Origin of the sequence: Streptomyces glomeratus, assembly GCF_021462825.1 — a bacterium.
In the GTDB taxonomy this organism is placed as follows: Bacteria; Actinomycetota; Actinomycetes; order Streptomycetales; family Streptomycetaceae; genus Streptomyces; species Streptomyces glomeratus.
The window spans coordinates 24,664-46,427 of sequence record NZ_JAKEEB010000013.1 but is presented as its reverse complement, the minus strand read 5'-3'; the positions used below and the strand labels follow the sequence as shown (position 1 = coordinate 46,427).

General features: G+C 70.0%; 19 protein-coding genes, 1 tRNA gene and 3 pseudogenes. 12 read left to right on the top strand and 11 right to left on the bottom strand.

The window, feature by feature from the left end:
* Positions 1-16: 16 nt before the first annotated feature.
* Positions 17-1,534: a PP2C family protein-serine/threonine phosphatase gene (locus LZ604_RS17660; protein ID WP_234516197.1), complete on the bottom strand. Its 1,518-nt coding sequence runs from the start codon at positions 1,532-1,534 to the stop codon at positions 17-19.
* Between the two features lie 479 nt (positions 1,535-2,013).
* Here LZ604_RS17660 and LZ604_RS17655 point away from each other — a divergent pair, with 479 nt between their 5' ends.
* Both LZ604_RS17655 and LZ604_RS17650 read left to right on the top strand, forming a co-directional pair.
* Positions 2,014-2,679 carry a bifunctional DNA primase/polymerase gene (locus tag LZ604_RS17655; RefSeq protein ID WP_234516195.1) on the top strand — a complete coding sequence of 222 codons (666 nt, stop codon included), beginning with the start codon at positions 2,014-2,016 and terminating at the stop codon, positions 2,677-2,679.
* Positions 2,680-2,735: 56 nt separating this feature from the next.
* Positions 2,736-3,344 carry a hypothetical protein gene (locus LZ604_RS17650; protein WP_234516193.1) on the top strand — a complete coding sequence of 203 codons (609 nt, stop codon included), beginning with the start codon at positions 2,736-2,738 and terminating at the stop codon, positions 3,342-3,344.
* A gap of 273 nt (positions 3,345-3,617) precedes the next feature.
* On the opposite strand, the gene LZ604_RS17645 is transcribed toward LZ604_RS17650, so the two are convergent.
* The 3 genes from LZ604_RS17645 to LZ604_RS17635 form a co-directional block, all read right to left on the bottom strand.
* Positions 3,618-4,583 (bottom strand): DUF5926 family protein, encoded by a 966-nt coding sequence (locus LZ604_RS17645; RefSeq protein ID WP_234516192.1) that lies wholly within the window; start codon positions 4,581-4,583, stop codon positions 3,618-3,620.
* A gap of 319 nt (positions 4,584-4,902) precedes the next feature.
* Entirely contained in the window at positions 4,903-5,541 is a 639-nt protein-coding gene (locus LZ604_RS17640) for an ATP-binding protein (protein ID WP_234516191.1), read from the bottom strand.
* 204 nt (positions 5,542-5,745) lie between these two features.
* Positions 5,746-6,555, bottom strand: a complete 810-nt coding sequence (locus LZ604_RS17635; RefSeq protein ID WP_234516190.1) for a glycerophosphodiester phosphodiesterase — start codon at positions 6,553-6,555, stop codon at positions 5,746-5,748.
* 279 nt (positions 6,556-6,834) lie between these two features.
* Here LZ604_RS17635 and LZ604_RS17630 point away from each other — a divergent pair, with 279 nt between their 5' ends.
* The 5 genes and pseudogenes from LZ604_RS17630 to LZ604_RS36700 all read left to right on the top strand — a co-directional run bounded on the left by LZ604_RS17630 (position 6,835) and on the right by LZ604_RS36700 (position 10,369).
* A complete protein-coding gene (locus LZ604_RS17630) occupies positions 6,835-8,265 on the top strand; it encodes a S1C family serine protease (protein ID WP_234516188.1) in 1,431 nt (476 codons plus the stop codon).
* An 89-nt stretch (positions 8,266-8,354) separates the two neighbouring features.
* Positions 8,355-8,439 (top strand) — tRNA-Ser (locus tag LZ604_RS17625).
* A gap of 290 nt (positions 8,440-8,729) precedes the next feature.
* The gene (locus tag LZ604_RS36065; protein ID WP_372482153.1) at positions 8,730-9,347 is read left to right on the top strand and encodes an aminotransferase class IV; all 618 of its coding nucleotides are present in this window, start codon (positions 8,730-8,732) and stop codon (positions 9,345-9,347) included.
* Between the two features lie 234 nt (positions 9,348-9,581).
* Positions 9,582-10,016, top strand: a pseudogene (locus LZ604_RS36705) (formylglycine-generating enzyme family protein); the annotation flags it as partial.
* A complete protein-coding gene (locus tag LZ604_RS36700; protein ID WP_505016492.1) occupies positions 9,917-10,369 on the top strand; it encodes an SUMF1/EgtB/PvdO family nonheme iron enzyme in 453 nt (150 codons plus the stop codon). The pseudogene LZ604_RS36705 and the gene LZ604_RS36700, both read left to right, overlap by 100 nt.
* Before the next feature lie 90 nt (positions 10,370-10,459).
* Here LZ604_RS36700 and fxsT read toward each other — a convergent pair whose 3' ends face one another.
* Complete coding sequence (fxsT, locus tag LZ604_RS17610; RefSeq protein WP_234516187.1) at positions 10,460-13,150, bottom strand: FxSxx-COOH system tetratricopeptide repeat protein; 2,691 nt, start codon at positions 13,148-13,150, stop codon at positions 10,460-10,462.
* Positions 13,151-13,507: 357 nt separating this feature from the next.
* Between fxsT and LZ604_RS17605 the strand changes: the two genes are divergently transcribed.
* Complete coding sequence (locus LZ604_RS17605) at positions 13,508-13,933, top strand: hypothetical protein (RefSeq protein ID WP_234516185.1); 426 nt, start codon at positions 13,508-13,510, stop codon at positions 13,931-13,933.
* A 420-nt stretch (positions 13,934-14,353) separates the two neighbouring features.
* Here the strand turns inward: LZ604_RS17605 and LZ604_RS17600 are convergent.
* The 3 genes and pseudogenes from LZ604_RS17600 to LZ604_RS17590 form a co-directional block, all read right to left on the bottom strand.
* Positions 14,354-15,026, bottom strand: a pseudogene (locus LZ604_RS17600) (GntR family transcriptional regulator).
* Positions 15,023-15,493: a hypothetical protein gene (locus LZ604_RS17595; protein ID WP_234516183.1), complete on the bottom strand. Its 471-nt coding sequence runs from the start codon at positions 15,491-15,493 to the stop codon at positions 15,023-15,025. The pseudogene LZ604_RS17600 and the gene LZ604_RS17595 overlap by 4 nt, the downstream one beginning before the upstream one ends.
* 567 nt (positions 15,494-16,060) lie before the next feature.
* Positions 16,061-16,549 (bottom strand): tetratricopeptide repeat protein, encoded by a 489-nt coding sequence (locus LZ604_RS17590; RefSeq protein WP_234516182.1) that lies wholly within the window; start codon positions 16,547-16,549, stop codon positions 16,061-16,063.
* A gap of 296 nt (positions 16,550-16,845) precedes the next feature.
* On the opposite strand from LZ604_RS17590, the gene LZ604_RS17585 reads away from it, so the two are divergent.
* Positions 16,846-17,025 carry a hypothetical protein gene (locus LZ604_RS17585; RefSeq protein ID WP_234516180.1) on the top strand — a complete coding sequence of 60 codons (180 nt, stop codon included), beginning with the start codon at positions 16,846-16,848 and terminating at the stop codon, positions 17,023-17,025.
* 6 nt (positions 17,026-17,031) lie between these two features.
* On the opposite strand, the gene LZ604_RS17580 is transcribed toward LZ604_RS17585, so the two are convergent.
* From LZ604_RS17580 to LZ604_RS17570, 3 genes are all read right to left on the bottom strand, one after another.
* A complete protein-coding gene (locus tag LZ604_RS17580; protein ID WP_234516179.1) occupies positions 17,032-17,907 on the bottom strand; it encodes a hypothetical protein in 876 nt (291 codons plus the stop codon).
* An 8-nt stretch (positions 17,908-17,915) separates the two neighbouring features.
* Entirely contained in the window at positions 17,916-18,449 is a 534-nt protein-coding gene (locus LZ604_RS17575) for a SigE family RNA polymerase sigma factor (RefSeq protein ID WP_234516177.1), read from the bottom strand.
* A gap of 131 nt (positions 18,450-18,580) precedes the next feature.
* Entirely contained in the window at positions 18,581-19,453 is an 873-nt protein-coding gene (locus LZ604_RS17570; RefSeq protein ID WP_234516175.1) for a bifunctional DNA primase/polymerase, read from the bottom strand.
* Positions 19,454-19,819: 366 nt separating this feature from the next.
* On the opposite strand from LZ604_RS17570, the gene LZ604_RS17565 reads away from it, so the two are divergent.
* The 3 genes and pseudogenes from LZ604_RS17565 to LZ604_RS17555 all read left to right on the top strand — a co-directional run.
* Positions 19,820-20,131, top strand: coding sequence for a hypothetical protein (locus tag LZ604_RS17565; RefSeq protein WP_234516174.1), 312 nt, complete (start codon positions 19,820-19,822; stop codon positions 20,129-20,131).
* Positions 20,132-20,330: 199 nt separating this feature from the next.
* Entirely contained in the window at positions 20,331-21,242 is a 912-nt protein-coding gene (locus LZ604_RS17560) for a bifunctional MaoC family dehydratase N-terminal/OB-fold nucleic acid binding domain-containing protein (RefSeq protein ID WP_234516173.1), read from the top strand.
* A 1-nt stretch (position 21,243) separates the two neighbouring features.
* A pseudogene (locus LZ604_RS17555) lies at positions 21,244-21,663 on the top strand (hotdog family protein); the annotation flags it as partial.
* Between the last annotated feature and the right edge of the window lie 101 nt (positions 21,664-21,764).

Below are 21,764 nucleotides of genomic sequence, written 5' to 3'. Positions count from 1 at the left end.
GAAGGAAGCCGTTCCCTTACTCGAACCGCGCCGCCAGCAGTACCACGTCCTCCGTGCTGTCCGCCTCGTCCAGGCCGTCGGGCAGCACCGTGCGCAGCACGTGGTCGGCGACCGCCCCCGGGTCGGCGCGCACCGGCCGCGGCACCCCGGCGGCCGCCGCGTGCAGCCGCGCGAAGGCGCGGTCCAGGGAGTCTCCGGTGCGATGCAGCAGTCCATCGGTGTACAGCAGTACGGTTTCGCCGGGCTCGGCGGTCAGCTCGATGCTGGGCGCCTCCCAGCAGGCCAGCATGCCGAGGGGCGCCGACAGCGAGGTCTCGACGAACTCGGTGCGCCGCGGGCCGATCACCAGCGGCGGGCTGTGCCCGGCGCCTGCGAGTGTCAGCCTGCGCAGCACGGGCTCGCAGTAAGCGAACAGTGCGGTGGCGGAACGGGCGGGTTCGGTGAGCCTCAGCAGCAGCTCCAGATCGGAGAGGACCGCCACCGGGTCCTCGCCCTCCATCACGGCGTAGGCGCGCAGGGAGGCCCGCAGCCGTCCCATGGCGGCGACCGCGCCGGGACCGGACCCGGTCACGGAACCGACCGCGAGGCCGAGTGCGGCGTCGGGCAGCGGCAGCGCGTCGTACCAGTCGCCGCCCCCGCGCGGGCCCGTGCGGCGCCGGGCGGCGAGCTGGACGCCCGCGACCCGGGGCAGCCGGGTGGGCAGCAGTTCCTCGGACATCGTCGTCAGACACGCGCGCGTGCGCTCGATCTCGACCATCCGGGCCAGGTGCTCGGTCGCGTAGCGGGCGTACAGGCCGACCAGGTGGCGCTGGCGCTCGACCGGCTCGGCGGGTTCGTCGTAGAGCCACACGGCGGCGCCGAGACGGCCGGCCGTCTCGCCGGCCAGGGGGAGGGCATAGCTGGCGGCGTAGCCGAGCCGGGCGGCGACCTCGCGGTGGCGGGGGTCGAGGCCGTCCTCGGAGAACAGATCCGGCTGAGCGATCTCGCGCTCGCCGCCCGGCAGTCCGTCGAGGATCCTGCCGTACGACAGGGCGCTGCGCGGCACGGTCTCGATGTGCCCGAGGTCGGCGCGGGCCAGGCCGAGGCCGATCGTGGTGTCGGGGCCGAGCCCGTCGCGCGGCTCCAGTACGACAAGACCGCGCCGGGCGCCCACGAGGGCGGCTCCGGCGCGCAGCAGTTCCTGGAGCGCATCGGCGAGCGAGTCCGTGCGCGCGAGGCGCTCGGTGAGCTCGTGGAGGGTCGTCAGATCGGAGACCCAGCCGGCGAGCCGGTCCTGGAGGAGGGCTCCCGGGCCGACGGGGGCGGTGGGCACGGCCGAAGGGGCACCCGTGGCGGCAGACGTCGGCGCGACAGTGTGTGCGGGCGGAGGAACCGCTGAATCGATTCCGGCCACTTTCGGAGGGTGAGGGGCGTTCATGGCGTCCGGCTTTCGAACCGGTGCGTATTGCTCGATAGCATCGCAAACCCCCATGTCAATCTGCGCCGCTAGCGGTGTCTCCACATGTACACGCACTCGTGAGGGGATGTCCAGCATTGTCCTGCTGGGATTCCTGGTGTCCGTGAGGCGCCCTTACTCACTTGCAAGGAAGCAAAGTTGGCTTAAAACTGCCTCGGGTATCGGCCCATTGCGGTCGACTGGCCTTGTTCGACGGAGCGTCACAGCGGTCGTGATGGGTACGTACTCGGTGAAGGCCAGGGGTGGTTGGGGATCACCCGGAACCTGGTGCCGGACCCGGGCGTCTTAACCACCGACGACCGAGCCCCATCCTCTCGTGGCGGAGGCGGCGAGCAAGAGCCGGACGGCACATCGCCAGGCGCCGCCACCCCACGCCATGCCCATGCTGGTGATGGGCGCAGTATGGACGGACGCAGCCAAGGCTCGGCCCATAGGGGTTCCCCCTGTCCGCGACAGGGGTGTGATGCGCCAGTAGGTACGCACAGTGAAGTGATCGACACATGGTGTGATGTGATCCTCGGTGTTGCCAGGCGTGCAACGGAAAGGAACGAGCGCTCATGCGCGAGATCCTCGGAAGGCGACGCAGGCTCCTGTCCAAGCGGAGGGACGGAAAGCCTGAGCTGATCGGCGCGGCCCTCACCTTCGCGACCGCATGGCAGTGGCCCGTTCTCCCGGGTGTGGCACCCGACCCGCAGGGGCGTGCCCGCTGCGGATGCCCCGACCCGGAGTGCACGGTGCCCGGCGCGCACCCCTTCGACCCGGGGCTGCTCGCGGCCACCACCGATGAGCGCATGGTGCGCTGGTGGTGGACCAACCGGCCGTCCGCACCGATCGTGCTGGCCACCGGGGGCAGGGCGCCGTGCGCGGTGAGCCTGCCCGCCCTCGCGGCCTCGCGCGCCCTGGCCGCACTCGGCCGGAAGGGCATGCGTCTCGGTCCGGTCGTGGCGGGATCGCACCGCTGGGCGATCCTCGTGGCGCCGTACTCCATGGAGCAACTGGGCGAACTGCTCTACGCCCAGGACTTCGTCCCCGGCTCACTGCGCTTCCACGGTGAGGGCGGCTATCTGGCCCTCCCCCCGTCCGAGACCGGCCATGGGCAGATCCGCTGGGAGCGCGCCCCGCTGCCCGGCTCCGCCTCGCCCTGGGTCCCCGATGTGGAGGCGGTCGTGGACGCCGTCGTGGAGGCCCTCACTCGTAAGGGTGTGAGCGCCCCCGAGATGTAGGGGTGCCGGGCGCGGGCCGAACCGGGCGCCCGTGATCGGCGGATATCTTCGCCCTCATGCTGATGAGTCGTGGGGGACACGGGAGACGCGGACTCGGTCCCGGGGAGGAGCCACAGGGGCCCGGCCGGCCCGACCCCCATGGGATCCGGCTGCTGGCGCTCCTGGCCGTGGCCGCGGCCGTGGCCGCCCTGCCGCTCACCGTGGCCTTTGCCGGACAGGTCCGCGAAGCGGGCCGCGTCGCGGTCCGTCCACCGGCGCACGATGACGCGAAGCGCTCGGTCTCCGCGCGTTCCCCGCTGCTGCGGGGCCCCGGGCTCGCCACCGCCGTCCGCTGTGGATCGCCACTGTCCTCCGGCGACGGCATCGAGGCCCAGACCTGTGTGCTGACGCGGGCAGGGGACGTCTGGGCTCGCACGTACTACCGCAACGCCAGTGGCGAGCGTCTGAGTTCCGTCCTGAATCTGATGGCTCCCGACGGACGCACCGTCGAGACGCGCTGTACGGTCGCCGCCGCGGACGATCCGGAGACCTGCGAGACGCCCCCGCAGCATGTGACGGGCGACCCGGGGGCGTATGCGGCGGTCGCGGAGTTCGCCCGGGGCGACGGCGGCGGACCGCTGCTGCTGCGCTCCGGGAGCGAACGGCCCGAGTCGAGCGGGCAGTGAGTCGAACGAGCGGTAACTCGGTTGCTGCTGAAGGCAGTTGATGTACGCGCATGGCGGGATGTGCGCACGTGTACATGGAAAGACCCGGTTGCTGGCGACGGGGGATGCACCAGCAACCGGGCTACTGGAACGGTAACAAGAGATCGGCGGTTCGCAAATTCGATCTCGGCTATTCGGACACGGATTTAGCTGTCCCGTCGGCAACTTGTGACGGGAGTCACCCGCAGGGACACCCCGGACCGTCTGAACGGTCGGTCAGGTGGCGGCGGTGGGTCAGCTGAGCGTCACCTGCCGGTTGGTCAGCCCGCCGCGTGCGCGGCGCTCGTCCGCGGTGAGCGGTGTGTCCGCCGCCAGGGCGGTCGCGAGGCGCTCGGCGAACTCGGCCGCCGGCTTCTCGATGTCCGCCGCGCTCACCTCGCTCGGCAGGTCCCACACCGGCACCGTGAGCCCGTGGGCACGGAAGGAGCCGACCAGGCGCGTGCCTTCGCCGAGGCTCGACTGCCCGGCCGCGTGCAGGCGTGCGAGAGCGTCCAGAAGCCGCTCCTCGGAATGCGGCATGACCCACCGCAGATGGTTCTTCTCGGGCGTCTCGCACCAGTAAGCGGCGTCGACGCCCTCGAGCTTCACGGTCGGGATGGCCGCGGCGTTGGCCCGCTCCAGGGAGGCGGCCACCTCCGGCGTCGCGTTCTCCGCGTCCGGGACCCAGAACTCGAAGCCGCTGTGCACGACCGGCTCGAAGGCGCCTTCGGGGTCCAGCAGATCCTGCAGCCGCGGCCCGTCGGCGGGTGCGCGGCGGCCCTGCACCGGCGTGCCCGGCGGGGCGGACAGAGCGCGCTGGAGGGTGTCCGCGAGGTCGCGGCTGATGTCGCCCGACGCCGTGTCGTTCTGCAGGCCGAGCAGGACCGAGCCGTCGTCGCGGCGCAGAGCCGGCCACGCCATCGGCAGGACCGTGACGAGCGAGACCGAGGGGACGCCCTCGGGGAGGTCGCCCCTGAGCTTCAGCTCGGCGGTCGCCGCCGGCACCAGCTCGCGCAGCGCGATCCAGTCGCACTCGCCCGGAAGTCCCTCGAACGGGCGCTGCACCAGCTCGGTCACCGCGTGCGCGGCGGCCCGGCCGTGGCAGGCCTTGTAGCGGCGGCCGCTGCCGCAGGGGCAGGGCTCACGGGCGCCGACGACCGGGATCTCGGCATCCGTGAGCTGCGGCCTCTCGGCCTTGGTCTGGAGTCGCTTCTTGGCCATCGTGGGTGTCTCCCGGTTACGGCTCGTTTCGTACGGGCGCGAGCCTAGCCGTTCGTACGACGCCCGACGGGATCCTGTGGACAACGCACCGAGGCGTCCTCGAAGCGGTGCTCCGTTCCAGGTCGGAAGGCGCCGATCGGGCGGTCGCCGGCCGTCCCTCCCGTGCCCCGGCCGGCCGCCGGGTGGCGGGGTCCCCGGCTGTTCGGATTCCGGTCGGCGGGGTGTCCGGGGGGCGGTCCTCCGGCTGTCCCGATCCGGGTCGCGAGCCTCCGTGGGCGCGCGGCCCCTCGACCGGCCCGGCCCGGCCCCCGGTACCGTCTCAGTCCAGTCGGTCCAGGTCGTCGAACGCGTCCGCGAAGTCCAGGCCGGGTATCTGCGACACGGACGGTGACGTGACACGCGTAGCGAAATCGTCGCGCCGGTGTGCCGATCCGACGTCGTCCTGGACCACGACCCACACCGTGACCTCGCCGTGGACGTCGTCCCGGACGCCCCAGTCCTCGGCCAGTGCCGTGATGATGTTCAGTCCGCGGCCGCCGTGCGCGGTGACCGAGGGGGTCGCGGGGACCGGACGGGTGGGGCCGCCGCCGTCGGTCACCTCGACCGTGAGCCGCCCGGAGGCGTCGACACGCCATGCGGCGCGCACGTCCCCGTCCCCCTGCAAGCGGTCGCCCAGTGGTCTGCCGTGGCGACACGCATTGCTGAGCAGTTCCGAAAGGATCAGTACGGCATCGTCGATGACCGATTCCGCCACGCCACCGGTCCGCAACTGATCACGCATCCGATGTCTTGCTTCCCCCACGCCCGCAGGACCATGGGGTACGGCCATGCTCGACGACGTGGGCACCTCCTGTGCCACCACCAACGCCACCCCCGAGACCTCCTTCGCCCCACGCCACGGTGTGAATGCCCCATGGGAATGACCTGGAAACCGGACCGTGCACCTGTGCTGACGCATTGTCCACGCTCGAACACGGAGCGAACGCGCCGGTGCACACCCTGTTATCGCATGGCTGGTTTTCGCCCCTTATGCGGCGGAATCCGCAGTGCGATCCGCGGCGGCCTCAGTGACGGAACTCTCGGCGTGCCACCTGCCACGCACCACCCACGGGGAGTTTCGGGCGACGGATTTCGTGGCGGGCGGCAGCGCGCCGGGGCGGGCTCAGCGGCCGAGCTGGTGCAGCACCGCGCGCGGGCGGTTGGTGATGATGGCGTCCACGCCCAGCTCGAGACAGAGGTCGACGTCCTCGGGCTCGTTCACGGTCCACACATGAACCTGGTGGCCGACGCGCTTCAGCCGCTGGATGTAGGCGGGGTGGCTGCGCACGATCCGCATCGAGGGGCCCGCGATCCGGACGCCCGCGGGCAGCCGTCCGTCCCGCAGCCGGGGCGAGAGGAACTGGAGCAGATAGACCGTCGGCAGGTTCGGGGACGCGGACCGGATGCGGTGCAGCGAGCGCGCCGAGAAGCTCATGACCCGCACCGTCGACTCGGCCGGGGACGCCGGGGCGTCCAAGCCGAATCGCTTCAGCAGAAGCAGCAGCCGCTCCTCCACCTGCCCCGCCCAGCGCGTGGGGTGCTTGGTCTCGATCGCGAGGTCGATGGGGCGCCCGGCGTCGGCGACGAGTTCGAGCAGACGCTCCAGGGTGAGGACGGAAGTGTCCTCGGGGTCCTGTGGGCGGTGCTCCCAGTCGGGCTCCTCGTCGCTCCGCTTCCAGGAGCCGAAGTCGAGGGCGGCGAGGTCGGCGAGCTCCAGTGCGGAGACCGCGCCGCGGCCGTTGGACGTACGGTTGACGCGTCGGTCGTGGACACAGACGAGGTGTCCGTCCGCGGTCAGCCGGACGTCGCACTCGAGGGCGTCGGCGCCGTCCTCGATCGCCTTCTTGTACGCGGCCAGGGTGTGCTCGGGGGCCTCTTCGGAGGCTCCGCGGTGGGCGACCACCTGGACCAGGTGCTGTCGTGCGTGGGTCACCGCGTCATGGTGCCACCGTCAGGGGGAAGGCGTGGGATCGGGAGGCGGCGCGATGGTATCGGCGAGGTGTCGGGAATGCAGATTTTTGTTCGGACAGGTCCGATATAAAGGGAAGGGGCGGACCCACAGCCGCCGCTTATGGTGCCCTGACGTCCCGTGGGAAAAGCTTGACGGCGTACAACAGACTTGCACAGCTGAAACGCGCCCGGCGCCTCGCAGGGTGAGCGGATACGGCCGAGTGCGATCGATTGGAACAGCCGTGGAACGAGGAGAAGAGCTGTGAGCACCGAGAACGAGGGCACTGCGGTACCCCCGGCCCCGTCTGCACCTCCCGTGCCGGTGGACGCTCCCGCTTCCGCGCCGGGCGCGGCTCCCGAGGGGCACACGCCGTCCGCGGCGGCGCCCGGCCCGGCCCTGCCGGAGGGCACGCCGACCACACAGTTCCCGCCCGTGCCTCCGGGGCAGCCCGGTACCCCCTCGGCCGCCCAGGCGGGCTGGCCGCCGCCTCCCCCGGTCACGCCCGCCTACGGGGGCGGTGGTGCGGGCGGTGCCTGGGGCGCCTCGTACCAGGAGCCGGCCCCGAAGCCGAAGGGTGGCCGTGGCGGCCTGGTCGCCGCGGTCCTCGCCGCCGCGCTGGTGGCGGGCGGCGTCGGCGGCGGCATCGGCTACCAGCTGGCCAGGAACGACGACTCCACCGGCTCGACGACCGTTTCCGCCGCCACCAGCGGCGGCGACGTCAAGCACGACAACGGATCGGTCGCGGCGGTGGCCGCCAAGGCCCTGCCGAGCACGGTGACCATCGAGGCCGAGAGCACCAACGGCCAGGGCGGCACCGGCACGGGCTTCGTCTTCGACAAGCAGGGCCACATCGTCACCAACAACCACGTGGTCGCGGACGCGGTCGACGGCGGCAAGCTCACGGCGACCTTCCCCAACGGCAGGAAGTACGACGCCGAGATCATCGGGCACGCACAGGGCTACGACGTCGCCGTGGTCAAGCTGAAGAACGCCCCGTCGGACCTCAACCCGCTCCCGCTCGGCGACTCCGACAAGGTCTCGGTCGGCGACTCGACGATCGCGATCGGCGCCCCCTTCGGCCTGTCGAACACGGTGACCACGGGCATCATCAGCGCCAAGAACCGCCCGGTGGCCTCCAGTGACGGCAACTCCTCCAGCAAGGCGTCCTACATGAGCGCCCTGCAGACGGACGCCTCCATCAACCCGGGCAACTCCGGCGGTCCCCTGCTGGACGCCCGGGGCGCGGTCATCGGCATCAACTCGGCGATCCAGTCCACGGGCAGCAGCGGCCTGGGCGGCAGCGGCCAGTCCGGTTCGATCGGCCTGGGCTTCGCGATCCCGATCAACCAGGCGAAGTACGTCGCCCAGCAGCTGATCAAGACGGGCAAGCCGGTCTACGCCAAGATCGGCGCCTCGGTCTCGCTGGAGGAAGGCAGCGGCGGGGCGAAGATCACGGACCAGGGTGCGGCCGGAACCGCCTCCGTCGAGCCGGGCGGCCCGGCGGACAAGGCAGGACTCAAGTCGGGCGACGTGATCACCAAGCTCGACGACAGGGTGATCGACAGCGGCCCGACCCTGATCGGCGAGATCTGGACCCACAAGCCGGGGGACAAGGTCATGATCACCTACGAGCGCGACGGAAAGTCCCACACGGTGGAACTGACCCTGGGCTCCCGCGCCGGCGACAGCTGATCCGGCGGCCCGCGACATCGGCGGCGACCCCCGCGCGCCCCTGCCAACCCGTTACTCTTGTCCCGCGCCCGCGATCACGGTGGGCGCGGGGTGGGTTGCCCGAGCGGCCTAAGGGAACGGTCTTGAAAACCGTCGTGGCGCGAGCCACCGTGGGTTCAAATCCCACACCCACCGCTTGCAGGTCAGCTTAGGTGCTGGTCAGAAGGGGTGCCCCGGTCATCGGGGCACCCCTTTCGCGTGCAGACTGTCTCACCCTTTCTCGCCCGTATCTCAACTCTGACCAGTGCGTATGGGCCATCTGTGGGCCAGCGTCAGGGCCGCTCTTCCTCGTCGAGCGCGCGGGCGATCAGGTTGATTGGAGTGCTGCTGACCGCCCTTAAGGATCTTGGCGTAGAAGCGGTAGAGCACGGCGATGCTGTGGCCGGCACGGGCCGCGACCTCCGCAGGGTCTCCATCTCGACCGTTTGTTGCGGGACTGCCGCATCGTCTTCGGTGTCGAGTTGGACCGAGAGCGGACGCTGAGCTACATCCGGAAGGCAGCCGATGGCGTAGCCGGCGTCGTTGGCCTCCGTGTCACTGTCTTCGATCCCGCGCTGGACATGGGGCGTCCCAGCGACGCCAACGACCCGCACATCCTGGTGAACCTGCGGCCCGCGCGTGCGATGCCGCCGCCGCCGCTGACCGCCAAGACCTTCACCTCCACCCGCGACAACGCAGAGGTGAAGCACATCGGCCTTCACCCGCAGCTGAAGCTTCGCCGTGACGCTCAGTTCGCCGGATTCGATGATGCCGTGTTCGTTGAGCCGGATGGCCATGTCTCCGAGGGCGGCACGTGGAACCTCGGTTTCATCGATCACGAGGGGACAGTGATCTGGCCGGACGCCCCCGTGCTCCCCGGTACGACGATGCTGCTGCTCCAGGGCCTCGATGCTCCAAAGCAGATCACCGCTCCAGTACGACTCGCAGACGTGTCCCACATGGCCGCCGCATTCCACGAATGTATCGATCGGTGTTCGTACTGTCAGTGCGCTCGACGACGTGAAGTTCCCGCAGGACCACCCCGTGCTCGCCGCACTGCGTGACGCCTACGCAGGAATTCCTGGCGAGCGTCTGTAGATGCGTGCCGCCGCCTTTGGTGGCGGTTCCTCACGACAGAGGTAGCCCCATGCCACTGGTTACGAGATGGACCGGACGTGAGGTCAAGGCGCTACGTGAAGCCGTACGCATGAGCCTCATGGAATTCGCAGAGAAATTGGGGGTTTCTGATCGCATCGTCTCCCCATGGGAGGCTGACGGCGAAAAAGCCTCCATCACGCATGGTAAACCAAGCGGCTTTAGACACCCTGCTCGCCAAGGCCGACCAGGACGCTCAGGGCCGTTTCGTCGGTATTCTTGCGACGGACGATATCCCCAGGCACGCAATCATTGAGCCCGACGAGAACCAGACGAGCAGCGGCGACTACGTGAAGCACCCCGGAGACGGCAAGCTCATGGCGCACGTGCCGGAAGGCATCTTTCTGTCGGGGGAGGACGACGAGCCCGTGTGGGTGGACGAGTTCTATATCGACACCTTCCCGACGACCAATGCCGACTATGCGCGGTTCTGCGCGGCTACCCGGCACCCTGCGCCCGAGCACTGGGAGAACGGCCGATGCCCCCGCAGCCTGTACGACCACCCCGTCGTGCACGTGACGTGGCGAGACGCGCACGCGTACGCAATGTGGGCGGGGAAGTCCCTGCCGAGGGCCGAACAGTGGGAGAAGGCGGCGCGTGGAACCGCCGGCCGCACCTTCCCATGGGGGATCAGAAGACCGCCGCTAAGTGCAACGTCAGAGAGACCGGCGTGGAGCGCACGACGTCCGTCTCTCGATACCACAGCGGTGTGTCGCCTTATGGTGTCTACGACATGGTGGGCAACGTGTGGGAATGGCTTGCAACTGCGACCTCGCCCGGGCGCTATGAACTCCGAGGCAGTGCCTTCACGAGTCCCCTCTTCCGGGGGGTTCCCGCCGTGCCCAACGATGCCGACCAGACGATGCATGACGACGACACCGGGTTTCGGTGTGTGGCGACGCCAGAGCAGATGGGGCCGTACAAGCAGTGACGAGTGAAATCCCCCTCGGGGGTCTCCTCCCTCGGAATCACGCTTGCGTGTGCAGTGATGCTGACTGCGACTCTCGCGTGTGCTGACTGGTCACTCCCCGGTGTCGGGGTCCTCCCGCGCCGCACCCAGCTGCTCCAAGAACCTGACGGTGGTCAGGGTGTTGGGGTGGTCTTCGCCCAGTACCCTCCGCTGTCGGGTCAGGGTGTCCTCAGCCAGGGTGCGGGCCTCCTCGGTCTGCCCGAGTTCCGCGAGCTGGATGGCCAGGTTGTAGGCGGTGGTCAGGGTGTTGGGGTGGTCTTCGCCCAGTACCCTCCGCTGCCGGGTCAGAGTGTCTTCGCCCAGGGTGCGGGCCTCCTCGGTCTGTCCCAGCGCCGCCAGTCGGTTGGCCAGGTTGGAGGCGGTGGTCAGGGTGTCGGGGTGGTCTTCGCCCAGTACCCACCGCTGCCGGGTCAGGGCGTCATCACCCAGGGTGCGGGCCTCCTCCGTCTGCCCCAGTTCCGCCAGCCAGTTGGCTAGGTTGGAGGCGGTGGCCAGGGTGTTGGGGTGGTCTTCGCCCAGTACCCGCCGCTGCCGGGTCAGGGTGTCTTCGCCCAGGGCGCGGGCCTCTTCGGTTTGTCCCAGTTCCGCGAGCTGGATAGCCAGGTTGGAGGCGGTGATCAGGGTGTCGGGGTGGTCTTCGCCCAGTACCCGCCGCCGTCGGGTCAGGGTGTCTTCGCCCAGGGTGCGGGCCTCCTCGGTCTGTCCCAGCGCCGCCAGTCGGTTGGCCAGGTTGGAGGCGGTCATCAGGGTGTCGGGGTGGTCTTCGCCCAGAACCCGCCGCTGCCGGGTCAGGGTGTCCTCGTCCAGGGCGCGGGCCTTCTCCGTCTCCCCCAGTGCTGCCAGCCGGATGGCCAGGTTGGAGGCGGTCATCAGGGTGTGGCGGTGGTCTTCGCCCAGGAGGCGGCGGCGGCGCTGGAGGGTGTCCGCGTCCAGGGCGCGGGCCCGCGCATGGTCCCGGGTGTCGGTGTAGGCGCAGGCGAGATAGTAGGCGGTCCACAGGGTGCCTTCGTGGTCCGGGCCGAGTTGCGGGGACCAGGTGTCGTACAGCTGCTGGAGGCGGTCTCGGGCGGTGCGGGCCTGGCCACGGTCCAGCAGGTACCAGCAGGCATTGCGGACCACATCCCGTCCCGCCTCGCTGGTGATGAGGGCCGGGTCCACCGCGAGGAGGTGGGGCAGCAGCGTTCGCCAGGCTGGCCACGTCGAGGGATGCCCGACGTCTCCCGGGGCGGCCGCGGTCAGGAGGGCCTCGGTATCCCGCCCCGCCTGCCGGCGTTGGTCGGGCGTGAGCTGGTCGCGCAGCACCCTCTGGGTGAGGCGGTGCAGCTGAAGGGTGCCGTCCTGGACCCGAGCCAGGCTGTGCCGGGTGATGGCACGCAGCGCTGTACTGCCGGCCAGGCGGGTGGCCAGGGCATCGGCCAGGGGTGCGGAGGCGGTATCGGGGAGGTGGCCGACGCAGGTGGTGACGGGGAAGGGTTCGGGAGCCAGCAGGCTCAGGGCGAACATCAGGGCGGCTGCGCCGGGGTGGTCGGATTCCAGGCGGCTGGTGGTCAGGCGGACCTGCGCGGCCAGGGAGACGGGGTAGCCGACGGGGCAGCCCTCGGCCAGGACCTCGGCCGTGCTCCGGGCCAGTTCCGCGCTCAGATCGGCAGCGGACAGACCATCGGTGAGAAGGGCGGCAGCCTGGGCGAGGGCCAGCGGAAGGTCATCCAGGGCCCGAGCGAGCTCGTCGGCATCGGTGTCGTCCAGGACGGCGCCGTGAGCGTGCAGCAGGGCGATCGATTCGACACGGGTGAAGACGTCGACGTTCAGCGGGCTGGCGTGCGCGCGCCAGTCCGGGCTGCGGGAGGTGATCAGGACGTGGCCACCACCCCCCGGCAGATAGGCGGTCAGGACCGCGGGGTCCTCGATGTTGTCGAAGACCAGCAGCCAGCGAGAACGGGTGCGCAGCTCACCCAACAGCACCTCCACGGCGTCGGCCGAGGGTGCGCCGGCAGGCGCCGCGCCGATACGGGTGGCGAGCTGGGCCAGCTGATCAGGAATCAGGGCGGGATCCTCGGCGGCGATCCACCACGCCAGTTCGTACTCACCGGCGAAGCGGTGCGCGTACTCGACGGCGAGCTGCGTCTTACCCACCCCGCCCCGTCCGTGCAGGGCCTGGACGGCCACGCGACTGTTGGCCGCCAAGGTTTGGCGGAGCTGGACGAGGAGGGTGTCGCGGCCGGTGAAGGAGGCGTTGCGGGCGGGCAGGTTCCACACCCGCGGCAGCGACCCGGGCAGGCGGGGCCCGCTGCCACCCAGCTGCCGTAACGCCCCGGGGAAGGCCGGGGCAGCGGTCGGCCGACGCGGGCCGCTCACCGCCTCCAGCAGCACCCGCCGGGCGGCTTCCTCACCCAAATCGAACAACTTCGGGGCCAGCAGGGGACGCAGGATCGGTGGTGAGACGACCTCGGCCACACAGACAGGAGTGATCTTCTCCCTCATCGCCACGACGGCGGTCCACTCTGGCGTGGTGAACCGCTCCGGCTCGAAGTAGGCCGGGGAGAACAACGCCAGAAACCGCCCCGCTTCCAAAGCGGCGTTCATCTTCAGGACGAAGTTGTCACCCGCACCCCAGTCCCAGTAGTCCAACTCCACCTGGAAACCGGCATCGACCAACTGCCACGCCGCCCACTCCGCCCAGGCCCGATCCGCCCCCGCATGACTGACGAACCACGCCCGGCCAGGCACCTCAACGCCGCCCATCCCCATCCCCCGAGACCAGCCACCGCACTGAACCTCCGAGCCTAGAACCCCCCACCCCCAACCCGCCTGCGTTCACCCACACAAGCCAGAAACCAGGCACGATCCGGGACCACACCGACCACAGATGACTCTCAGCGGTATCCGATGTTCCGCCGGCAGTGGCTCGTCGTCGGAGGCGCGCCTCAGTCGAACTTCACAACGCCTTCGTCTCCTGACTGTCACGGGCATCGCACTTGATCATGGTGGATTCCATGTGAGAGCGTACGCGCACAGCTCGCGTGCTGCGCAATACGCCGATTTCGGTGCTTATTGCGCAGCCTTTACTTGATTCCCTCCAGATCGGAAAGGGTTGCCGAGATGAAGCAAATATCCTCGCGCCGCTTTGCGGCTGTCGCCGCCGCGGCAGCATGCATGGTGATCGGAACCGCGACATCCGCCAGCGCAGGCACGAACTCGCCCAAGTCGTATGCGTTCAACGGTGACGGCTATGCATACTTCGTGGCCGATGGCGACGAATTCAAAATTCACGACAGCAAATGCGACGGTGACACTGTCTGGGCTCAGCTGTCATGGTACAAATCCGGATATGGGTGGAACTTCCGGACGATTCGCAATATTTCCGGGTGCGGCACCACGGACACGGAGCACCCATGGAACATCCCCGAGGGTGCGGACGTAACTGTCCAGGCTTGCGGCAGCGTGGGTGACGGCTTCGTCAACACCGGCGCAGGCATGCTCACCGCCTGTCACGACGCTGGCACCCAGGAGTACGGTACGGCCTGAGGTACGAGCGAGCCTGTCCCACTGTGCGCGGTTCCGCGTCCAGTGGGACAGGCTGGATTAGCTACTTGCTCCTGAAGAAGTCGAGCTAGAGAAGTCAATAGGGCCGCCTATGGGCCATGTGTGGGCCAGGAAGCGCCGGAGGATTCTTAGAACAGGCCCTGACTAGGGCGTATGCACTGCCCCTTTGACGCTCTTGAAAACCGTCGTGGCGCGAGCCACCGTGGGTTCAAATCCCACACCCACCGCGCAGGTGAATGGCCCTTGACCAGGCGATTCGGTCAGGGGTCGTTGCGTTGTACCGAGCCTGCTCGGCACCGTGTCTCCCCCTGCTCTCCCGCTCGATCGGGCAGGCAAGGGGCACGCGCGGGGCACAGCCTGAACGCGGCTTGAGGAGATCCACGGGACGGCTGACGCCGTCGGCTACCGGTTGATCGGAATCTCGAGGACGATCTCGCAGTGAGCGGCGGCACCATGATGTCCGCGTCTCCACGGGTCGCCCCTGGTCGCTGTAGTACGTCCGCCGGATGTGCGTGACCAGCGCGGCCTTCTGGATTCCCAGGAGTGACGCCTCCTCGGCTGTCGCCTGCCTCGGCTCCGGATGTTCCACGGCGTGGCTGACCGTGACGCCGATCTCCGCCATGCGGTTAACGACGCCTGTCCCGGCATGCGGCCCTCTCTCGGGAAGGACGACGAGAGTGCCGGCGGTGAGGTCGTACGGCTCCCAGCTCGTCGACAGCTGCACCGGCCTGCCGTCGGCCAGGAACTCGTAGGTCGTGCGGACGCACAGATCGTCCTCGACGACGCCGAGCCGGGCCGCGATCTCCGTCGGCGCCGGGACCTTGGCATCGGTCCGGCTTTCCCAATCCTCCTGCCTGCCCGCGGCCTTCATGGCGGAGCGGAACGGAGATCCGTCGGGCTGCTCGCGCGCCGAGGAACGGACCCGCACCCGCTGCCGGGGCTCGGCGACGTACGTGCCCGAACCGGCACGGCCCTCCAACACGCCCTGGGAGACCAGCAACTCCTGCGCCCGGCGGACCACGTTCTCGCCCACGCCGCACTCCTGGCCGATCTGGGCGCGGGAGCGGCCGGTCAGGGCTCCAGGCCGGCGAGGTCCTGGCGGAGCACCACACGGGCCGCGCGGGTCGCATCTCCGTGAACCTGCCTGGCGGCGTGATACTCCTCAGACTCCAGTGTGCATCCGGCCGCGAGCGCCTCGCGAACCCGACGTAGCGAGTGGTACGAAGCGTCTATGGCGGCTGCCACATCGTCGGTTGCCGTGAGGACGAGCCGTTCTCGTGCCTCATCACAGCCCGACGCCTGGAACGCCTGACGGACCCTGGCGGCCCGCGTCTGCTGGTCCGCGTGGTTCTCGTCCGCGGCCAACCGCATGGCCTCGTGCGCCCGGCGCAGAGTGACCAGACAGTCCACGTACAGGGCCCGGCGGTCTTGCAGTCTGCTGTCTCTGACGGTTCGTCGCCAGCGCAGGTGCTCGCCGGTCAGCGTTGCCCCGACACCGAGAACAGCTCCTAGCACCGTACCAACGAGGGTCACCCAGTCCACGCGGCGATCGTGCCACACCAGCGGTGCGGTGTGGCTCCCCCGTGCTCTCCACTCGGCTCGGCTGCCAGTACCGCACTCGCAGCGTTACGCGGACAACGTCCACGCTTTCCAACTGTGGTGGTGCGGTGCTGGGCGGCGCGCGGGGGCGTTCACCCGTGGGTGTCGCCGTCCAGGGGGTACAGCTGTTGTCGGCCTACAAGCCGCCGTGGCTGCGGACGAACGGTTGGACGGGATTTGATACCTGACGAAATCCGCTGTCGGGGGCCGGCCGTTCCTGACTACGCTGCTGCCGCCTCGGGTGCTGACAAGCTTGGGGACATGGACCGGTGGTCTCGCCGTCCACCCCCGCCGTCGGCGGGGCCGCCGCAGCGCGGGTGATCATCGGTCCCATCGTGCCCGTTCTGTTCCCTCTGCGGCATGAAGCGGGCACGACGACGATGACGACGGCTCGGCGGGGGTGCCTGCACGCGTCTGGCCTGCGGCGCGGCGGTCAACGGCCGTGATCGGCGAAACGTCTTGAAGACCGTCGTGGCGCGAGCCACCGTTCTTCGGCAGGGATAGCCGCTCTCAGCGGCGCTTCGGTCGCGGTCGGCGTTGCCCTGTTCTGCGGGATGCGAACAGCTTGTGGGCCTCGTGCAGCTTGCCTGCGGCGATGAGTGCCCCGACAAGGTTCTCGGTGATGTCCTGGGTGACAGGGTGATCGTCGCCCAGGACGCGGCGGACTCGGGTGCGGGTGTCCTTGAGTAGCGACACCGCCGCTGGGAGCTGCCGAAGGTTGTAGAGCGTGGTGGCGAGGTTGTTGGAGGAGTGGAGGGTGTCGGGGTGGTCCTCGCCCAGGGTGCGGCGGCGGCGTTCGAGGGTGTCCTCGTGCATCCGGCGGGACTCGGCGTATTCCCCGAGATGGGCCAGGGACGTGGCTAGGGCGTAGGAGATGGCGAGGGTGTCGGGATGATCACCATCCAGGGAGGCGGCCCCACCTGAGTGGAGGGCGGCGGTGAGCTCCTGGGCGGCGCGCGCCGTGACCGACATCAGCAGCGACTTGGACTGCCGCGTCAATCACGTTGGGGACTCTTTCCCGAGTGGTACGGAGGCGATGCGTGCGGGACTTTCATCGCGCTGAGCGGGACGCTGCACGGACCGAATTCGGTGCCGGCCGGCGGTAGCGCTGCACCGCGCACGGCGTACACGCATGTCAGTCAGTCGACCCGAGTGCCGGTAGCCCTATCGCGGCGCTTCTGCTGCGCACGGGCGGAGCCGCCATTGATGACAAGATCGCTCGAGGTGTGCGTCTCGGGAGGGGTGCGCCTCGGGGGAGGGGCACCCCTCCCGCGTTCCCGGGAAGGGGGAATCCGATGGTGGTGCTGCTCGGCGTGGTGCTGGTGCTCACGGTGGCCGGGTGCGGCGCCGTGGTGTGGGCGGCGCGCGGCGGCCCTCGGTGGGTGCGCGCCGTGGCGACCGCAACCCTCCTCGCCGGTGAGCTGGTCAGGCGTTCCGGCAGGGACAAGGGCAGAAGGCGGACCCTCGAGGACTAGGGCACCTCATCCGCCCTCGACGGAGGTCTGCCTCTTCTCCATCGGGTGCGCGTCGGCGTGGCGTACCAGCTCGAGGAAGCGTGGGTCAGCGGCAGCCGCCAGCAGCTCCTTGCCGGTGACCGGAGCGGAGGCCCTGGCGCCCTGGGCGGGATTGACCATGAGCGTGACGTCACTGTGCCCGTACGGGAAATGGACCTCGGTGGCCATGGTCTCGGCCGAGTCGGCGAACACGCGGAGCGAGATGGCCTTGATACCGCCCGGCAGAGTCGCCTGCTCACAACTTCCGCCCTTGAGAGCGCCGGGATCCGCCGGGCAGGACTTCAGACCGGAGCCGCCGCCGGAGGGCCGTACGGAGAAGATGACGGGGAACACGGTGCCGTCCGCCGTCTCGGCCTGGTAGCGCCACACCTCCAGGTCGACCGGCCGGATCAGGCCGACGGCGTCCGGCAGCAGCTTGTCGAGAAGGACGGCGGCCCGTTGCTGGAACTCCGCCCGCCGTTTCCGTTCGGCGGCGGGCAGGTGGGCCGTGGCCCGTTCGCCGTCGCTCGTGGGGGCGATGTGGACCGGTGTCCGGTACGGCTCGGGCTCCTGGACACGGTCGGGCGACGCGCTCGCCGAGGGTGTGCCGCTCGTGGCGGGACGGACCGTCGTACGGGCGTCGTTCCCGACGGCGAGCGCCAGGGAGCCGCACACCACGGCCCCGGCCACACAGGCGATTCCGGCCGCGAGCGCGAGACGGGCACGCGTCCTGCGGCGTCGGCCCTGGGCGACCGCCGCGGGCACCAGGTCCTGCAACGGCGGCAGCTCCTCCACGGTTCGTTCCATGGCATCCGTGACCAGCAGGGCGCTGCGGTGGTCGTCTCGAGGCATGTTGTCTTCCATGCGGTTCCTCAGCTCCCCGTGGTGTAGGTGTGGGCCTCGCCGAGTTGGACGCGCAGCTTCGCAAGGGACCGTGAGCACTGGCTCTTGACCGTGGAGGGGCTGCACTTCAAAAGCTCGGCGACGGACTCGACGCTCTGGTCCTCCCAGTACCGCAGCACGACCATCGCCCGCGCTCTGGGCGGCAGCCCGGCCAGTGCCGACAGCAGCGTCACGCGCAGATCGGTGTGGTCGGGCGCGGGCCGGGGATCGGGGCGGGAGTGCGCCATCAGGTCCCGCAGCCGACGCCGTCGCTCGGCCAGATAGGTGCGGGTGAGCACGGTTCTGGCGTAGGCCTCCATATGGTCGGCGGCACTGGCCCGCCGCCAGTGCTGAAACAGCTTGGCCAGCGTGGTCTGCGTCAGATCCCGGGCCATGTCCGGGTCGCCGCACAGCAGGTACGCGGTCCGGTACAGCCGTCTCTGGCTCGCCTGTGCGAAGGCCTCGAAGCTCTCGGGCGCCTGGGATTCCCGTGGCGCGCTGGAGCCCCGGCCGTTCTCCGGCATCTGCTCTCCTTTCCGGGCCCTGTCGAGGGGCCCTGCCCTGTCACCCCTCTTCAGAGCGCTGACGCACCCTAAAGGTTGAAAGGGAACTCACCTGGGCCCCGGGTGCCGCCGGATCCCCGTGCGGGGGCGTGTCAGGCCGGCCGCCCCGTCATCCGTGCCGCCGAGGCGACCGTCGAGCAAGCCTCGCGCCGGGTGAGGCCCGTGCGGATCGCCGCGTCGACCAGGGCGGGGGCGAGGTCGGGTCCGATGCCGTTCTCGTAGGCCCGGCAGGCGGCCCAGAAGAGGCGGGTGTTGCGCTGGCCCTCGTGCGCCGCGAGGACGAACTGGACCAGGCCCTGGCCGTGCCGCCCGGTCGACGAGGGCGCCGTGTGGGGGGTCCGGGGCGGGGGCGTGAGCAGGTGCAGCAGAGCGGGCGGGCACGGCGCGGGCGCCAGGTGTGCGGTGTCCGGCGCGATGCCGTACGCCCCGTGCTCGGTGCGTGAGCCGGGGCCGACCAGGTAGCCGCCGGCTCCCCGGACGTCGATGCCCGGGGCCAGACGGCTCGCCGAGTTGGGGACGACGACGTCCGGCGGCCCGCTCAGCCACAGATGGCGGCCGCCGCTCGGGGTCAGTACGACAACCGTCTCCGGGATGGTGAACAGATGGCGCAACGCCAGTTCGCGCAGGGCGGCCGAGGAGTCGGTGCCGGACTTGGTGTCGAGGTCGATACCGATCAGGTGGTGGGGATGCAGGCCGCAGGCGATGCCGTAGCCGGTGGCCCAGGGCGCGGCGGCGAACAGTGCGCGGATGCGGCGGGGGTCGGTCGTGGCGTCGTACACCCCGTGGCCGAATCGGCCGCACTCGCCATGGCACACGGGGGCCGTCGGATCGAGGTCGTCGCGGTGGGGGGAGCGCAGGGCCGGCAGTTTCGTCCGGGACAGCGGGATCACCGCGAGCCCGCGCTCCGCGGCGGACAGGGCGTGTGCCAGGGCCAGGGTGGTGGCCTGCCGGTCGGTGGTGGCCATGGGTCCATTTTCGTACACACGTTCGAAAAAGGGAAGAGGGGACGGGCTCCGGGCGGGCTTCGCCCGGCTGGCTTCCGCGGCTTCTGCGGCTCCTCTCTCCATGGCGCGTACCGGATCCTGCGGCCTCGGACGGCCGACGTCCGGGGCGCGCGCGAGGAGGTGTCGCGAAAGGGGTTTATCGACTGCTCCTCACGCTTGCGGGCGAATCGCGGCTTCCGGGGCGATTCGCCGGTGATGCGGTGGGCAACTCTGGAGTCGCGACGTCGTGCACCGTCCGAGGCGGTCGGCCAACTGCCTTGGTACAAGCCGTACTTCACGTACACGCCGGCGACCTGGCCGGCGCGTACAGGGTTCTGGAGGAAACACATGGCAAGCATCCGTACCGCCCGCGTTCTCGCCGCCGTCGCGGCCCTGCCTCTCGCGTCCGCCCTCTTCACGGGCGTCGCCTCGGCGGACGACGGCGCCTTCGCGGACGACGGATCGAACGCGGCGGCGGCGAGTATCACCGGCAGCGGCGTCGGCCGCGACAACAACGGCAACTCGTCCACCACGCAGCAGCAGGCGGTCGGCACCGGTGCCTCGAACCAGAGCAACACGGCCCAGGTGAACCGCTCCGCGTTCACCGCCATCAACCAGCGGAGCCAGACCGTGCTCATCCACTTCACCCGGCTGTGGTGAGCGACGGGCCGACGCGCCGTCGTCGGCCCTGATGTGCGTCTGGGTGCTTTCCGGGGTCATCACACGTCCGCGCGGCGGTGCTTCGGTGCCGCCGCGCGGACGTTTTCCGGCGCTCACGCGTGCGTGCGGGCGGTTCCCTTGACAGCTTCCATGAGCTGACGGACAGTCAGAAAGTCTTGCTCCGGGAGAGGGGAAGCCGATGAGCGACGCGGTCGAGGGTGCGTTCGCCGCGCGGCTGAAGGCGTACGAGGGGCGGCCGGCCGCCGTCGCCGGTGTCGGCAAGGACCGGGTCAACGCGCCCATGATCCGGCACTGGTGCGAGGCGATGGGTGACACCAACCCCGCGTACACCGGCCCGGACGCCATCGCCCCGCCCACCATGCTCCAGGCGTGGACGATGGGCGGTCTCTCCGGGCACGCAGGGCGTGCGGAGGCGTACGACGAACTGCTCGGACTGCTCGACCAGGCCGGCTGCACCTCGGTCGTCGCCACGGACTGCGAGCAGGAGTATCTGCGCCCGCTGCGGCCCGGTGACGAGGTCACCTTCGATGCGGTGATCGAGTCGGTCTCGGACCGGAAGCGGACGAAACTCGGCACGGGGTACTTCGTGACGACGCGGATGGACCTGCGTGTGGACGGGGAGCCGGTGGGGACCCACCGGTTCCGCATCCTCAAGTACGCGCCCGCGCGTGCCAGGCCCGGCGGCCGAAGGCCCCGCCCGGTGATCAACCGGGACAACGCCGGGTTCTGGGAGGGCGTGGCCCGGCACCGGCTGCTGATCCAGCGGTGCACCGGCTGCGGCACCCTGCGATTCCCCTGGCTGCCGGGGTGCAACGCGTGCGGGTGCCCGGAGTGGGACACGGTCGAGGCGAGCGGCGCCGGGACGGTCTTCTCGCACGTGGTCGTGCATCATCCGCCCTTCCCGGCCTTCTCCCCTCCCTACGCGGTCGGCCTGATCGAGCTGGCGGAGGGCGTGCGGATGGTCGGCAACGTGATCGGGGTGCCGTACGACAAGGTGTGGATCGGCATGCCCGTGCGTCTGGAATTCGCGCGGTACGACGACGAGCTGGAGCTTCCGGTGTTCCGGGCCCAGGACGGGAACGGGGGCTGACATGGACACCCCGCGTACACCGGTGGTCATCCCGTGTGCGGCAGCAGTGGCGGGGACGCGGCTGCCACCGCTCCGGATCGAGATCACATGCACGCTGATCGTGGCCGCCGCGATCGCCTCCCGTGACTACCAGGATGTGCACCACGACGCGGAGCTGGCCCGCCGGAAGGGCTCCCCCGACATCTTCATGAACATCCTGACCACGAACGGCCTGGTCGGACGGTATGTCACGGACCACTTCGGCCCGTACGCGGTCCTGCGCAGGGTCGCCATACGGCTCGGCGCGCCCAACCATCCGGGGGACACCATGGTGCTGACCGGCACCGTCGAGGAGGTCGACGGGGACACCGTCACGGTGCGGGTGGTCGGGGAGAACGGCATCGGCCGGCACGTCACCGGCACGGTCACCGTCGTCCTCCCCGGCACGGACGAGGGCACGGACACGGACACCATCACGGGCACCGGCACGGACACGGACATGGGCACCGGCACCGGCACCGGCACGGACACGGTCACGGGCAC